Source organism: Pseudomonas sp. 20P_3.2_Bac5 (assembly GCF_025466035.1).
Lineage (GTDB): Bacteria > Pseudomonadota > Gammaproteobacteria > Pseudomonadales > Pseudomonadaceae > Aquipseudomonas.
In genome coordinates this window covers 13,965-27,545 of the sequence record NZ_JANLOA010000133.1, presented here as the reverse complement: position 1 = coordinate 27,545, position 13,581 = coordinate 13,965, and the positions used below count along the sequence as shown (strand labels likewise).

Here is a 13,581-nt window from a genome sequence, read left to right as displayed (position 1 = left end):
GGCTTTGCCGATTTCGCATAAGCGAGCCCACTGATGAATCCCGATGCCCTGACCGAACAGCTCACTCTGTTCCTCGATGTGCTGGAAACCAGCAGCTTTTCCGCCGCCTCCCGCCGCCATCCATTGACGCCGTCGGCAGTAGCGCGACGCATCGACAATCTGGAAAACGCGGTCGGTAGCCGCCTGTTCGTGCGCAGCACCCACGCGGTACGCCCGACCCCGGCCGGCGTCGCCTTCGCCGAGCGGGCCCGGCGCATCGTCGAAGAACTGCGGCTGGCCCGGGCGGAAGCGGTGTCGCTCAGCAATGCGCCGGAAGGCCTGATCCGCATGGACGCCCCCGCAGCCTTCGGGCGCCGGCACCTGGCGCCGGCGATCGCCGATTTCCTGGTCGCCTACCCGGGCCTGGACGTGCAGTTACGCCTGATCGACAGTTTCGTCGACATGCACGGCTCCCACTTGGGCGAGGTAGATCTGGTGTTGCGCGCCGGCCCGCTGGCCGACACCCGGCTGGTGGCCACGCCATTGGCGTACATGGTGCGCATCGCCTGCGCCAGTCCGGCCTACCTGCGTCAACGCGGCGTGCCGGCCAGCCCGGTCGAACTGGTACAACACGACGGCCTGGACTGGGACGGCCTGGCCCCGCCATTTGCCTGGCGCTTCGAGGTGGACGGACAGATGCGGGTGTTCCGCCCCTCGCGCATGCGCATGACCGCCAACAACGCGGAAACCCTGTTGTTCGGCGCCCTCGCCGGCCTCGGCATCGCCCACTTGCCCACCTGGCTGGTCAGCGAGTACCTGCTGCGCGGCGAATTGCTGCCGCTGTTCTGCGAAAACGGCCTGCCGCAAGCCGAAACCAGTGGCATCTACGCACTGCGCCTGGAACATGAAACGAACTCTCGGAGCCGTTTGCTGCTCGAATTCCTCAAGAGCCGCTTCAGCCCGGTTCCGCCCTGGGATCTGGCCCTACAGAGCGAACTGAGCTGGCGATCGCACTAAAATCTTGCGTGCTAACATCCAAGGGTCCACCGAAGAAAAGGATTTGCATGAACGCTGACACCAAAGCCTCCGACAACTGCGACGAGTTGCTGCTCGACAATCAGGTGTGCTTCGCCCTGCACTCCACCTCTTTGTTGATGACCAAGGTCTACAAGCCACTGCTGAACGAGCTGGGACTGACTTATCCACAGTACCTGGCCATGTTGGTGCTGTGGGAACAGGACGCGTTGACCGTCGGCGAGATCAGCCATCGCCTGCTCACCGATCCCGGCTCCCTCACCCCGCTGCTCAAGCGCCTGGAAGCCGAGGGCCTGCTCAAGCGCACCCGCAGCCGCGAAGACGAGCGCGTGGTGATCGTCGAACTCACCGATGCCGGGCGCGCCTTGCAGGAACAGGCCCGCCGCGTGCCGCATTGCATTCTCGGCGCCAGCGGCCAGTCGGTTGAACGCCTCAAGGCCCTGCAGGCGCAATTGCTGGAGCTGCGCGACAACCTGCAAAAAAGTCTCTGACCGCTCTGCGAAGGGGTTTCTGGCCTGATGACCAGCCCCGTCGCAACGACCGTTGGGAAAAATTCGGAAATTTATCTTGCGCACTAAATATTTGTGAACTAACTTTATCTCCGTACCCAGACGGCGCCACACACGACGCCACACACGATCAACGTTAGAGGACACCTCCATGAAATCGCTCTACATCGCACACGTAACCTCCACCGGTGGCCGCGACGGCCGTGCCGTTTCCAACGACGGTATCCTCGACGTGAAACTGGCTACGCCCAAGGAACTCGGCGGTGCCGGCGGCGCAGCAACCAACCCCGAGCAACTGTTTGCCGCCGGTTATTCGGCCTGCTTCATCGGCGCGCTGAAGTTCGTTGCAGCACAAGGCAAACGCCAACTGCCAGCAGATGCTGCGATCACTGCAGAAGTAGGCATCGGCCAGATCGAAGGCGGGTTCGGTCTCGACATCGACCTGCGTATCAGCCTGCCTGGCCTGGAACACGCTGACGCCCAGGCTCTGGTGGACGCCGCACACAAGGTGTGCCCGTACTCCAACGCCACTCGCGGCAACGTCGATGTGCGCTTGCACGTCAGTGTCTGAAGCGTTTTCCAGGCATAAAAAAACCCGGCCAAGGCCGGGTTTTTTGCGAAGCCGCCAGTCTTACTTGGCGCGGCCCTTGTAGGAACCACCTTCGCGGGTGTCGATCTCGATCAGGTCGCCGATTTCGATGAAATCAGCAACGCTCAATTCGGTACCGTTCTTCAGCTTGGCAGGTTTCATGACCTTGCCGGAGGTGTCGCCACGGGCGGAACCTTCGGTGTAGTCAACCTGGCGAACGATAGTGGTCGGCAGTTCAACCGAAACCAGACGGTCTTCGAAGAACACGGCTTCGCAGACGTCGGTCATGCCTTCTTCGATGAACGGCAGAACGGCCTCGATGTCTTCGGCGTTCAGCTCGTACATGGTGTAGTCGGTGGTGTCCATGAAGGTGTAGGTGTCACCGCTGATGAACGACAGGGTCGCTTCTTTGCGATCCAGGATCACGTCGTCCAGCTTGTCATCGGCAGAGTAGACGGTTTCAGTCTTGTAGCCGGTCAGCAGGTTCTTCAGCTTGGTCTTCATGATCGCGCTGTTACGACCCGATTTGGTGAACTCAGCTTTTTGCACCAGCCACGGGTCGTTGTCGATCCGCAGTACGGTACCGGGTTTCAGCTCTTTACCAGTTTTCATTACGAAGTATCCGAATTTGGATGGATTTATAAAAATCGAGGCCGCGTATCATATCCAATTTCGGTAAAACTGTACCAGCGTCGTGGCAAGGTCCGGTCCAGCGGCCTGTTCCGAGCACCATTTACGGGCATGAGCGGCCAGTTCGTCCCAGTGTTGCAACAGCGCTTTCCACGCCTCGCCCATATCGCGATCCATGTTCCAGGCGCGCCACAACTCGACCAGCGCCACCGCTGCGGGCGCCGACAAACCCGGCGTGTAGAGATCGAGAAATGCTTCGAGCTTCTCCCAATGCGCGTACTCCTCCTGCACATAGATATGCCAGAGCAGCGGCCGCCCCGCCCATTGCGCACGGACGAAGGAGTCCTCGCCCCGCACCGCGTTGAAGTCGCAGCTCCAGAGCAGCCGGTCGTAGTCGTCCTGGCGGACGAACGGCAGGATCTGCACCGTCAGCGCCCCGCGCCGATGCACCTCGCCAACCCCCAGTTCGTCCAGCCCCAGCCAGCTGCGCACATCGCCAAGCACCCGCCCCTCCGGCACCAGCACATGGTTGGGCCGGCTGTCCTCGGACAGCACCTGCAGCCAGCTCGCCAGCCCCGGATTCTCATAAGCGAACAGCGACAGCAGCCGCGCTCCGGGCTCAGGCGCGATGCCCAGCCGTTGCAGAAACGCCTCGCGCTCGCCCCGCTCGAACGCCTCGCGCCGCTCCAGCAAGCCGGCTTCGCGCAGCAGGCCGCCGGTGCGCGGCGTAAAACCGGGGAAGAAGAACACCTTGCGCAAGCCGTTCGCCTGAGGTGACGGCAGACCATGACAGCCTTCGACCCAGTCCTCGGCACTGAGGTAATCAAGGTTCAGCCACAACGCGGGCGTTTCCCGCTGGACCATCGCATCGATATAAGGCTGCGGAATCTGACAGGCGAACGCCCCGATCACCACATCGGCCACCGCCACCGGCTGCCACTCGGCATCCCAGCGACAAACCTCCACGCCCTCCCAATACTGCCGCTCCGCCTGCGGATCGGCTTCCGGACACAGGCGAGCGAACGCGTTCAACTCATCGACCCACAGCCGCACATTCAGCCCATGCTCGGCCACCAGTTGTCGGGCCAGGCGCCAGGTGACGCCGATGTCACCATAGTTGTCGACGACGCAGCAGAAGATATCCCAGCTCGGCTTCATATCAGGCACCTCTTGCACCGCAAACGAATAATCGCCGATTGTCCTGATATTCGAGCGCAGACAAAAGTGTTGCCGGCAACGGAAACCAGCTTCTGTCGTGCGACAATCCCGTCCCTGTCCTGGCCAGGAGGCTGCAATGTCCTACCGAGCGCGTCGTCGCGAATTGAAAATTTCCCACAAGATCCTGCCGCTTGCCCTCGGCGTGGCACTGGGCCTGTGGCTCGGCGTTGTCGCTATCGGCCTGACGTTGTGGGCCGCCTGGCAATTTGTGCCGTCCCTGCATGAGCCGCTGGCCGCAGTGATCAGCCAGCCCGCAACACCACCACCCGCCGCGCCAGCCCGCTTGCCAGCACCGGCCCGTCTGCCGGGCGCGCAGGAACAATCGCCGGAACAGAACCAGATGTTCGACCAGTACCAGCAAGCCCTGCGTACCCAGCAGATCGATGATGCGCAGAGGCATGCCGAGGAAAATCCGCGCAACCTGTCCAACCCCAGGTGCCAGTTCTGGCTGCAACAAGACCGCACCGCTCCTAACGAGAAAAGCCGGGCCAATGTCCTTGAGTTCTGCCACTGAAATGAACAAGACCGATTTGCTGAAAGCCATCATCGAGCGCCTGGAGATTGACCTGGACATGATCCAGCGCGCTGCCCAGACCGCCTATGAAACGGCCACGGCGGAAGAAAACATCGCCGAGAACAAGTACGACACCCTGAGCCTGGAAGCCTCCTACCTTGCCACCGGCCAGGCCCGACGCATGGAAGAGATTCGTCAGGCGTGCAAGGCGTATCAGCAACTGACGATGCGTGATTACGACCCCGAGCGTGGCATCCAGATCAGCAATCTGGTGCAACTGGAAGACGCTCAAGGCCATCAGCAGTTGCTGTTTCTCGGGCCGGAAGCGGCCGGCCTGCAGATCGGCACGGGGCCATCGAAAGTCACCGTGATCACCCCGCGCTCGCCACTGGGCCAGCAACTGCTGGGCAAATTCGAAGGTGATGAAATCACCCTGGTGCTGGGCAATGGCCGGCAGGTTCAGGAAGTCGTCAGCGCCTGGTAACACTCAGGCCAACGCGTCGAACCGCCGCGCCAGCCCCTGTTCGGAAAACTGCTCCAGGATGAAATCGACAAACGCCCGGGTCTTGCCCGGCAGCAGTTTGTGCTGGGCGTAATACAGCGAAATATTGCCGTCATCCACGTACCAGTCAGGCAGCACCCGCAGCAGGCTGCCGCGCTGCAGGTAGGGCACGGCGAACGGCATGCTCACCAAGGCGATACCCAACCCCTGCTCGGCCGCAGCGCAGGCCGCTTCGGAGTCGGTCATGGTCATGCGCGGGCGCAGGGTCAGCGGCGAGTGATCCTGCTCGCGACTGGTCAGCGGCCAGGAACGCACGCGGCCGGTCTGCGGCGAGCGGATCAGGATGCCGTCCGCCTTGTTCAGATCATCCGGCTGGCGAACGGCCCCGCACTTGTCCAGATAATCGGCGGACGCCACCAGCACCCGGTGCGCGGGTGCCAGCTTGCGGGCCACCACGCCCGGCGGCAGGTCGAAGCCGCCGCCGATGGCCGCATCGAAGCCCTGGGCAATCAGATCGATCTGACGATTATCAAAGTGCCAATCCGGCGTGATTGCCGGAAATCGCCGGAGGAATTCTCCCAGCAGCGGCAAGATGTACAAACGCCCGAACACCGTGCCCATGCTGACTTTCAAGGTGCCCGCCGGCTGCCCCTCGGCACTGGCCAGGTTGGCCACGGCGTGCTGGATGGTCTGGAAGCTGTCGCGTACCTCGGCGAGAAAACGCTGGCCGGACTCGGTCAGGGTCAGGCTGCGGGTGCTGCGCTGAAACAGACGAACCCCGAGCCGGGCCTCCAGGCCGGCGACGTTCTTGCCCACCGCGGCAGGCGTCAGGCTCAGGCGGCGGGCGGCTTCGGCGAAGCTGCCGACCTCGGCGCTGCGAATGAAGCATTCAATACTGGTGAAGGTTTCCATGGCGCACTCTAAACCCGTGGTTTATTCAGACTATAGCGATTAGTGGATTATCAGAGGGTAATCCAGCGCCGATACTGAGCCCATCAACAAGGCACTCGGCCTTGTCCTTTCGGGAGCATCACCATGTCGAATCAATCCAGCCTCAGCGGCAAAGTAGCACTGGTCCAGGGCGGCTCACGCGGTATCGGCGCAGCCATCGTCAAGCGCCTGGCCGAACAGGGCGCCGCAGTCGCCTTCACCTACGTCAGTTCGCAGGCCGTGGCCGACGACCTGCAACAGCAGATACGCAACAATGGCGGTCAGGCCCTCGCACTCAAGGCCGACAGCGCCGACGCGGCGGCGGTGCAACAGGCCGTGGCGCTGACCGTCGAGCAGTTCGGACGCATCGATATCCTGGTCAACAATGCCGGCGTGCTGGCGGTCGGCCCGCTGGACGACTTCAGCCTGGAAGACTTCGATCGCACCCTCGCCGTGAACGTGCGCAGCGTGTTCGTCGCCACCCAGGCCGCGGCCCGGCACATGGGTGAAGGTGGCCGGATCATCAATATCGGCAGCACCAACGCCGAGCGCATGCCTTTCGCCGGCGGCGGCCCCTACGCCATGAGCAAGGCGGCGCTGGTCGGCCTGACCCGCGGTCTCGCCCGGGACCTGGGCCCGCGCGGCATCACCATCAACAACGTTCAACCGGGCCCGGTGGACACCGACATGAACCCCGCCGAAGGCAAGTTCGCCGAGAGCCTGATGGGCCTGATGGCGGTGGGCCGTTATGGCCGGGTGGAGGAAATCGCCAGCTTCGTCGCCTATCTCGCCGGCCCGGAAGCGACCTACATCACCGGTGCCAGCTTGACCATCGACGGTGGCTTTGCCGCCTGATACCTCAGTCGGCAGCTCGGGCGGCCAGGGTTTGTTCCAGCAACTGGATGAACGCACTGGCGGCCGGGGTCGGCGATTTCGACCAGATGGCATACAGATGACGAATCGGCGCATCGCTGACCGGCAAGGCCACGACGGCCTGAAAGCCGGCAGCGATCCGCGCGGGCACCAGGCCAACGGCCAGCCCGCGCTGGACGAAGCGCTCAATCAGGCTGGTGGTACCCACCTCGAACTGCACCCGATGGCGCAAACCGGCAGCGGCAAACGCCTCGTCGGTTTGCCGGCGGGCCCCGGTTCCGGCCTGGAAGTCGGCCAGCGGCTGGTCTTCCAGTTGCGCCAGGGACAAGCGTTCGTCAGCCGCCAGCGGATGATCGGGCGGCAGCACCGCCACCAGCTCTTCCTTCGCCAGCAGGCGCCACTCCACCCCCTCCAGCGATTCCCCCGGCCACACCCCGATAAACGCCACATCCAGGCGACGCTCGCGGACATCGGCAATCATCAATTCGCTCTTGCCCATCAGCCAGCGGATATCCACCCGCGGGTACTGGTGGTGGAAGCCGGCGAGCAGGTCCACCAGGTCCAGTTCGGTCAGCGAACTGATCTCGCCGATGGACAAGCGCCCGCGCACTTCGCCACACGCCGCAGCCACCTCGTCGCCAATCCGCCGCGCCGCCTCCAGCGCGGTGCGGGCACTCGGCACGAACGCTTCTCCGGCCGGCGTCAGGCGCACCCAGCGCGAGGTCCGCTCGAACAGTTGCGCGCCCAGTTGTTCTTCCAGCCGGGCGATCTGATGGCTCAACGCCGACTGCACCACGTGACAGCGTTCGGCCGCGCGGGTGAAGCTGCCGGTGTCGGCTACCGCCAAGGCGTATTCGATCTGTTTAAGGTTCATGCTCATCTATCTGATTTCAAGATTGATCGAATGAAAACGATACATTGGCGTCATGCTAGCGCATTTTCGATACTGCTCACCTTCACCTACGGATAGCGAGACGGTCCATGACCTCCACAGCCCCACTCAGTCGTGCACTGATCCTGCTGATGGCGACCGCCACCGGCCTGGCGGTCGCCAGCAACTATTACGCGCAGCCGCTGCTGCACAGCATTGCCGAGCATTTCGGTCTGAGCACGGCCAGTGCTGGCGGCATCGTCATTGCCGCGCAACTGAGCTATGGCGCCGGCTTGCTGCTGTTGGCACCGCTCGGCGACCTGTTCGAACAGCGGCGGCTGATCGTCAGCATGATCGCCATCAGCACCCTCGGCCTGTTGATAAGTGCCTTTTCCCCCAGTCTGCCGTGGCTGTTGGTGGGTACCACGCTGACCGGCCTGTTCTCGGTGGTGGCGCAAGTACTGGTGCCGATGGCCGCCGGCCTGAGCGAGCCGGGTGAACGCGGTAGGGTGGTGGGCACGTTGATGGGCGGCCTGCTGCTGGGCATCCTGCTGGCGCGTACCGCTGCCGGGTTCATGGCCACCCTCGGTGACTGGCGCAGCATTTACCTGCTCGCCGCCGGCTTGATGGCCGTCAGCGCCATCGCCCTCGCCCGCGCATTACCGCAGCGCCGACAACATGCCGGGCTCGCCTACCCGGCGCTTATCGCCTCGGTATTCCGCCTGTTCGCCGACGAGCCGGTGCTGCGCCTTCGCTCGTTGCTCGGCGCCTTTTCCTTCTGCCTGTTCGCCTTGTTCTGGACGCCGCTGGCGTTTCTGCTGAAGGCCGAGCCTTATCAGTATCCCGATGGCGTCATCGGACTTTTCGGCCTGGCAGGCGCTGCCGGCGCACTTGCCGCCAACCTGGGCGGACGCCTGGCCGACAAGGGCAAGGGCGCGCAAGGCACGACCTTCGGCCTGCTTGTCCAGTTGCTGTCATGGGTGCCACTGGCGTTTGCGCCGACTTCGCTGGCGGCGCTGCTGGCCGGTGTGCTGTTGCTCGACCTTGCGGTGCAACTGGTGCACGTCAGTAACCAGAACGCCGTGATCGCCCTGCGCCCGGAAGCCCGCAACCGCTTGAACGCCGGTTACATCACCTGCTACTTCATTGGCGGGGCCATCGGCTCGCTGCTTGGCACCCAATTGTTCCAGGCCTACGGCTGGAACGGCATCGTCACCGCCGGGCTGGGCATTGGTGGGCTGGCACTGCTGGTATGGGGTATTGCGGGACGTCGGGTGATGCACGTCAGTACTGTCTGACAGATGCATTACCCTCCGTCGCCTGACGATTGACTTGGCGGTAGCCGGGGCGCTCAGTAGGGATTGGTCAACAGCCCTCTCAACCTGGATACCCCTATGACAAGACTCACGGTTCAGTCCGGCGATTTCTTGCAAGGTGAAGGCGAGTACCGCAATGGATCGCTCACACTCAAGACCGCCACAAGCCCCTCACCGGGTGAAAAAATCGCACTCTCGCGCATCAAGGACATGCAAGTCGCCAATCAGGAGTCCAGCCGCAATATCGGCAGCGCCATCGGCTGGGGCATGGCCGGTGCACTGGTGGCTGGCCCCTTCGGTCTGCTCGCCGGGCTCTGGCTTGGCGGCAAGGATGAGGAGGTGACCTTCCTGGCCACCTTCAAGGATGGGCGCAAGCTGTTGGCCGTCACCGACAGCAAGACCTGGTCGAAACTGGACGGGACCTGGCGCCGCCAGCACACGCAACCGCCCGCCCGCCACTGAATAAATCCCTTCTCCATACGTTTTCCACAGTAGAAGACTCACGGCAATTCGGGGCACCGCAACGCGGTCGCCCCTGCTAAGATTGCGCCCGCGCTCCGGCGCCCACTGGCGCAACGCCAGTAGCCTTTCGCACTTGCGCGCCCTTTTTGCGCCTTCCTGTCGCCGTACCGGGCTTTCAGTCTTCGGTAGTCGCCGAGTCATAACGGCGCGCCCGCTGCCGGCCCTCAAGGAGTTTTGCCGCATGTCCCTGCAACGCCCCCGCCTGCCCCTCAGCCTGCTGAGCCTCAGCCTGGCCCTGAGCACCTCGACTGTCCTCGCCCAAGACAATGTGACCCTCGCCCCGGTGAACATTTCCGACACCCAGAACGATGGCTATCAGCCGCGTCAGGCTCAGGTTGCCGGCTTCTCGTCGGCGCCGCTGCTGGACACCCCGGCCTCGGTGTCGGTGTTCACCGAGCAACTGCTCAAGGACCGCCAGGTGCGCCTGCTCAGCGAAGTGCTGCAAAGCGACGCCTCGGTGGGCGAAAGCTACGCACCGATCGGCTACTACGAAAACTTCACGGTGCGCGGCTTCAGCCTGGACGCGGCGCACAGCTACACGATCAACGGCCAGACCATTGCCGGCGAACAGAACGTGGCGCTGGAGAACAAGCAGCAGGTCGAACTGCTCAAGGGGCTGTCGGGCCTGCAAAGCGGCGTATCCGAGCCCGGCGGCGTGATCAACTATGTGACCAAGCGGCCCGAGGACGTGCGCTCGGTGACGGTGTCGAGCAACGAGCAAGGCGAACGCTATATCGCCACCGACCTTGGTGGCTGGTTCGGCAGCGAGCGGCAGTTCGGCCTGCGCGCCAACCTGGCCCATGAGGACATCCGCAGCTACGTCGACCATGCCGACGGCAAGCGCGACTTCGCCTCCCTGGCCTTCGACTGGCAGATGAACCCCGATGCGCTGCTGCAACTGGACGTCGAATATCAGACCCGCGAGCAATACTCGGTGCCGGGTTACCAGTTGCTGGGCAACACCAGTCTGCCTCACGGCATCGACCCGAAAGACCGCCTGGCCTGGCAGGACTGGGCCAAGCCGGTGAAGAGCGACTCGCTGAACCTCGGCGGGCGCTTTGAATACCGCTTCAACGAGGCCTGGACCGGGGCGCTCAGCGCGTCGCACAGCCGGGTGGTGATCGATGACTACAGTTCGTTTGCCTGGGGTTGCTACGGCTCGGCCAGTTGCGCCGCCGACGCCGTGCCCAACTATTTCAGCGCGGAAGGCGACTACGACATCTATGACTTCCGCAGCCCTGACGACACCCGCCGCACCGATGAAGCGCAGGCAACGTTGACCGGTCGCTTCGCCGCGCTCGGCGTTGACCATGAACTGACCGTCGGCAGCAGCGCGCAAAGGCGCACCGTCGATCAGCGTCCGACCTTCAACGAGTGGGTCGGCACCGGCAACATCTATCAGGACACCCCCGCCGTCGATCCAGCGCCAGGCACCCCGGGCCACAGCGAACGCCGCCTCGACAGCCGCCAGTACGGCGTGTTCTTCAGCGACCGGATCACCTTCGACGAACACTGGCAGACCGTACTCGGCTCCCGCGTGGTGCGCCTGGACGAAAAAGCCTTCGGCGAAGACGGCGAACTGCGTCGGCAAACCCGCCAGTACGAACTGCTGCCCAACGCGGCGCTGATCTACAAGCCGCGGTCGGATATCTCGCTGTACGCCAGCTACAGCAAAGGCCTGTCGTCCGGCGGCACGGCGCCGTGGTTCGCGCTCAATAACGAAGACATCCTCGCCCCGACCACCTCGCACCAGATCGAACTCGGCATCAAGCGCGACTGGCAGCGCATGAGCTTCGGCGCCGCGCTGTTCCAGTTGCGCCAGGCTTACCAGTACGCGAAACCGGACGGCGGCGATTTTGTCTACGTGCAACAGGGCCAGCAGAAGAACATCGGCCTGGAACTGTCCGCCAGCGGCTGGCTGACCTCGGATCTGCAGATCAACGCCAGCGCCGCGGCGATCCGCGCCCGGGTCAAGGGCAGCGGCACCGAGGCCTACGACGATCATCAGGCCCTTAACGTGCCGCGGCTGCGCGCCTCGCTGCAGGCCGACTACAGCCTGCCGGTTCCCGGCCTGGCCCTGCTCGGCGGCATGCGCTACAGCGCCAGCAAGTACGCCAACTACGCGGGCACGGTGGAAGCCGGGGGTTATACGGTGTTCGATGTGGGGACGCGCTACCGCACGCGAATCGCTGGCTACGACACCACGCTGCGACTGACGGTGGATAACCTGTTCGACCGCCGCTACTGGCGGGATGTCGGCGAGTACCTGGGGGACAACTACCTGTTCCAGGGCGCGCCACGGACAGCGCGGGTCTCGGCGTCGGTGAACTTCTGATCGCACTGATCGCGGGCCGGAGGCGGCCCGCGATCGACTGCCGGGGCAGTTATCGCGAACCCAGGTAGAACAAGCCGCCGATGAAAATAACGAAATACAGCGGCCCACGGAAGGCGACCGGGATTTTCCAGACCCCCAGGCCCCACAACCCCCAACTGCCCACCAGCAGCAGGAGCATCTGGAAGGCCATGAACATCCTGTCCTGGGAGAGCGCCTTGGGAATGCCAATGAATATCCCCATCGAGAGAATCAGCAGCCCGAGGACGATGAAAATGTCGGCACGGCACAGATTGCCTTCGTTGAGTTTTTCCTCCTCCCGCACATAGGAGGAGTTAGCGTTCTGGGCATTCTGCTCACTGTTGTGCAACTTGCCACGCTGGTCTCGATACTTGTTGTCGAACACGCGAAGTACTCCTGTAAGTTCATGCCGCCGGTCCCATCCGTTTGAATGTAGCCGATTATGGCAATACGCCATAATTCTAACGAAGGCATACAAAGACTGCGCTTTTGGAGATGAGTTCAGGCTGACCAGAAAAAATCGACGCCACGCTGACCAGGACGGTCGGGAGATAAAACGCAGGCAATAAAAAACGGCGATTTGCGGGGTTAACCTACAAATCGCCGTTCTTTGCGCTTGGCAAGTCAATGACTTGCGAGGCGTTTGAAAGTGGCGGTGAAGAAGGGATTCGAACCCTTGATACAGTTTCCTGTATACACACTTTCCAGGCGTGCTCCTTCAGCCACTCGGACACTTCACCGGATCTCTTCAAGCAGTTCAGCCTGTCGAGGCGCGCTAATGTAGTCGAAAGGTTTATCGATGGCAAAGGTTTTTTTCAGATTTTTCATGCGTTTAAGCCAATCCGCGAAAAATGGCGGGTGGCAATGGCAATTTGGCCAATCTGTGGTGTGCTTTGCCAGTCCTGGTCAGGCGAGCCCCGTCGAGCAAGGACGGCAGGCGATACGGTGACCCACCGGTCAGTCATCGTGCTTTACCTGACTGCGGCGGCTGGGTAACGTCTTTGCCACTTCTTATAAAGGAACACCGCCATGAGTGAGCTGATTACCTACCAACTGGACGACGGTATCGCGACCCTGACCCTGAACAACGGCAAGGTCAACGCCATTTCGCCCGATGTGATCGCCGCCTTCAATCAGGCGCTGGACCGCGCTACCCAGGACCGGGCGGTGGTAATCGTCACCGGCCAGCCGGGCATTCTCTCCGGCGGCTACGACCTCAAGGTAATGACCGCCAGCCCGCAGGCCGCCGTGTCCCTGGTCACCGCCGGCTCGACCCTGGCCCGGCGCATGCTCTCCCACCCCTTCCCGATCATCGTCGCCTGCCCCGGCCATGCCGTGGCCAAGGGCGCGTTCCTGCTGCTGTCGGCCGACTACCGGATCGGCGTCGAAGGGCCGTTCAGCATCGGCCTGAATGAAGTCCAGATCGGCATGACCATGCACCACGCCGGTATCGAGCTGGCCCGCGATCGCCTGCGCCGTGCGGCGTTCCACCGTTCGGTAATCAACGCCGAGATGTTCGACCCGGTCAGCGCCGTGGACGCCGGCTTCCTCGACAAGGTGGTGCCTGCCGAGCAACTGACCGAGGCGGCCCTGGCCGCGGCGCAACAGTTGAAGAAGATCAACATGAACGCCCACAAGCACACCAAGCTCAAGGTGCGCAAAGCACTGCTGGATCTGCTCGACGACGCAATCATCCGCGACCAGGAACACCTCGGCTGAATCCAGCCACCGGGCCAGGCG

Annotated in this window: 15 protein-coding genes and 1 tRNA gene; 10 read left to right on the top strand and 6 right to left on the bottom strand. The window is 63.1% G+C overall.

All coding sequences use genetic code 11. The features are described from left to right. Positions 1-33 precede the first annotated feature (33 nt). The 3 genes from NTD88_RS26465 (at position 34) to NTD88_RS26455 (ending at position 2,094) form a co-directional block, all read left to right on the top strand. Entirely contained in the window at positions 34-996 is a 963-nt protein-coding gene (locus NTD88_RS26465) for a LysR family transcriptional regulator (RefSeq protein ID WP_262155435.1), read from the top strand. A gap of 47 nt (positions 997-1,043) precedes the next feature. Then, positions 1,044-1,505, top strand: a complete 462-nt coding sequence (locus NTD88_RS26460) for a MarR family winged helix-turn-helix transcriptional regulator (RefSeq protein WP_095155579.1) — start codon at positions 1,044-1,046, stop codon at positions 1,503-1,505. A 169-nt stretch (positions 1,506-1,674) separates the two neighbouring features. Beyond that, complete coding sequence (locus tag NTD88_RS26455) at positions 1,675-2,094, top strand: organic hydroperoxide resistance protein (RefSeq protein WP_095155578.1); 420 nt, start codon at positions 1,675-1,677, stop codon at positions 2,092-2,094. 60 nt (positions 2,095-2,154) lie between these two features. On the opposite strand, the gene NTD88_RS26450 is transcribed toward NTD88_RS26455, so the two are convergent. Beyond that, a complete protein-coding gene (locus tag NTD88_RS26450; RefSeq protein WP_095155577.1) occupies positions 2,155-2,724 on the bottom strand; it encodes an elongation factor P in 570 nt (189 codons plus the stop codon). A gap of 48 nt (positions 2,725-2,772) precedes the next feature. Further along, the gene (gene earP, locus NTD88_RS26445; RefSeq protein WP_262155436.1) at positions 2,773-3,900 is read right to left on the bottom strand and encodes an elongation factor P maturation arginine rhamnosyltransferase EarP; all 1,128 of its coding nucleotides are present in this window, start codon (positions 3,898-3,900) and stop codon (positions 2,773-2,775) included. 136 nt (positions 3,901-4,036) lie between these two features. Here earP and NTD88_RS26440 point away from each other — a divergent pair, with 136 nt between their 5' ends. Beyond that, entirely contained in the window at positions 4,037-4,474 is a 438-nt protein-coding gene (locus NTD88_RS26440) for a hypothetical protein (protein WP_262155437.1), read from the top strand. Between the two features lies 1 nt (position 4,475). Beyond that, positions 4,476-4,958 carry a GreA/GreB family elongation factor gene (locus tag NTD88_RS26435; protein ID WP_262128052.1) on the top strand — a complete coding sequence of 161 codons (483 nt, stop codon included), beginning with the start codon at positions 4,476-4,478 and terminating at the stop codon, positions 4,956-4,958. Positions 4,959-4,961: 3 nt separating this feature from the next. Here NTD88_RS26435 and NTD88_RS26430 read toward each other — a convergent pair whose 3' ends face one another. After that, positions 4,962-5,888 (bottom strand): LysR family transcriptional regulator, encoded by a 927-nt coding sequence (locus NTD88_RS26430; RefSeq protein WP_262155439.1) that lies wholly within the window; start codon positions 5,886-5,888, stop codon positions 4,962-4,964. Positions 5,889-6,011: 123 nt separating this feature from the next. On the opposite strand from NTD88_RS26430, the gene NTD88_RS26425 reads away from it, so the two are divergent. After that, the gene (locus NTD88_RS26425) at positions 6,012-6,761 is read left to right on the top strand and encodes a 3-oxoacyl-ACP reductase family protein (RefSeq protein ID WP_262155440.1); all 750 of its coding nucleotides are present in this window, start codon (positions 6,012-6,014) and stop codon (positions 6,759-6,761) included. Between the two features lie 4 nt (positions 6,762-6,765). Here NTD88_RS26425 and NTD88_RS26420 read toward each other — a convergent pair whose 3' ends face one another. After that, positions 6,766-7,653 carry a LysR family transcriptional regulator gene (locus NTD88_RS26420; protein ID WP_095155723.1) on the bottom strand — a complete coding sequence of 296 codons (888 nt, stop codon included), beginning with the start codon at positions 7,651-7,653 and terminating at the stop codon, positions 6,766-6,768. A 107-nt stretch (positions 7,654-7,760) separates the two neighbouring features. Between NTD88_RS26420 and NTD88_RS26415 the strand changes: the two genes are divergently transcribed. The 3 genes from NTD88_RS26415 (at position 7,761) to NTD88_RS26405 (ending at position 11,823) form a co-directional block, all read left to right on the top strand. Then, positions 7,761-8,948, top strand: a complete 1,188-nt coding sequence (locus tag NTD88_RS26415; protein ID WP_262155441.1) for an MFS transporter — start codon at positions 7,761-7,763, stop codon at positions 8,946-8,948. 96 nt (positions 8,949-9,044) lie between these two features. Continuing rightward, the gene (locus tag NTD88_RS26410; protein ID WP_110969332.1) at positions 9,045-9,428 is read left to right on the top strand and encodes a hypothetical protein; all 384 of its coding nucleotides are present in this window, start codon (positions 9,045-9,047) and stop codon (positions 9,426-9,428) included. Positions 9,429-9,669: 241 nt separating this feature from the next. Beyond that, positions 9,670-11,823: a TonB-dependent siderophore receptor gene (locus NTD88_RS26405; RefSeq protein WP_262155442.1), complete on the top strand. Its 2,154-nt coding sequence runs from the start codon at positions 9,670-9,672 to the stop codon at positions 11,821-11,823. Between the two features lie 49 nt (positions 11,824-11,872). Here NTD88_RS26405 and NTD88_RS26400 read toward each other — a convergent pair whose 3' ends face one another. After that, positions 11,873-12,226, bottom strand: a complete 354-nt coding sequence (locus tag NTD88_RS26400) for a hypothetical protein (RefSeq protein ID WP_095155568.1) — start codon at positions 12,224-12,226, stop codon at positions 11,873-11,875. Between the two features lie 265 nt (positions 12,227-12,491). Then, positions 12,492-12,581: transfer RNA gene (locus NTD88_RS26395), tRNA-Ser, on the bottom strand. Between the two features lie 289 nt (positions 12,582-12,870). Between NTD88_RS26395 and NTD88_RS26390 the strand changes: the two genes are divergently transcribed. Then, positions 12,871-13,560: a crotonase/enoyl-CoA hydratase family protein gene (locus tag NTD88_RS26390; protein WP_262128520.1), complete on the top strand. Its 690-nt coding sequence runs from the start codon at positions 12,871-12,873 to the stop codon at positions 13,558-13,560. Positions 13,561-13,581: the final 21 nt, after the last annotated feature.

Excerpts from the sequence above, each read along its gene's own strand:
- NTD88_RS26420 (WP_095155723.1), bottom strand. The coding sequence starts at position 7,653 with ATGAACCTTAAACAGATCGAATACGCCTTGGCGGTAGCCGACACCGGC.
- NTD88_RS26455 (WP_095155578.1), top strand. The coding sequence starts at position 1,675 with ATGAAATCGCTCTACATCGCACACGTAACCTCCACCGGTGGCCGCGAC.
- NTD88_RS26415 (WP_262155441.1), top strand. The coding sequence starts at position 7,761 with ATGACCTCCACAGCCCCACTCAGTCGTGCACTGATCCTGCTGATGGCG.
- NTD88_RS26430 (WP_262155439.1), bottom strand. The coding sequence starts at position 5,888 with ATGGAAACCTTCACCAGTATTGAATGCTTCATTCGCAGCGCCGAGGTC.
- NTD88_RS26410 (WP_110969332.1), top strand. The coding sequence starts at position 9,045 with ATGACAAGACTCACGGTTCAGTCCGGCGATTTCTTGCAAGGTGAAGGC.
- NTD88_RS26440 (WP_262155437.1), top strand. The coding sequence starts at position 4,037 with ATGTCCTACCGAGCGCGTCGTCGCGAATTGAAAATTTCCCACAAGATC.
- NTD88_RS26405 (WP_262155442.1), top strand. The coding sequence starts at position 9,670 with ATGTCCCTGCAACGCCCCCGCCTGCCCCTCAGCCTGCTGAGCCTCAGC.
- earP (WP_262155436.1), bottom strand. The coding sequence starts at position 3,900 with ATGAAGCCGAGCTGGGATATCTTCTGCTGCGTCGTCGACAACTATGGT.
- NTD88_RS26390 (WP_262128520.1), top strand. The coding sequence starts at position 12,871 with ATGAGTGAGCTGATTACCTACCAACTGGACGACGGTATCGCGACCCTG.
- NTD88_RS26460 (WP_095155579.1), top strand. The coding sequence starts at position 1,044 with ATGAACGCTGACACCAAAGCCTCCGACAACTGCGACGAGTTGCTGCTC.
- NTD88_RS26465 (WP_262155435.1), top strand. The coding sequence starts at position 34 with ATGAATCCCGATGCCCTGACCGAACAGCTCACTCTGTTCCTCGATGTG.
- NTD88_RS26435 (WP_262128052.1), top strand. The coding sequence starts at position 4,476 with ATGAACAAGACCGATTTGCTGAAAGCCATCATCGAGCGCCTGGAGATT.
- NTD88_RS26425 (WP_262155440.1), top strand. The coding sequence starts at position 6,012 with ATGTCGAATCAATCCAGCCTCAGCGGCAAAGTAGCACTGGTCCAGGGC.
- NTD88_RS26450 (WP_095155577.1), bottom strand. The coding sequence starts at position 2,724 with ATGAAAACTGGTAAAGAGCTGAAACCCGGTACCGTACTGCGGATCGAC.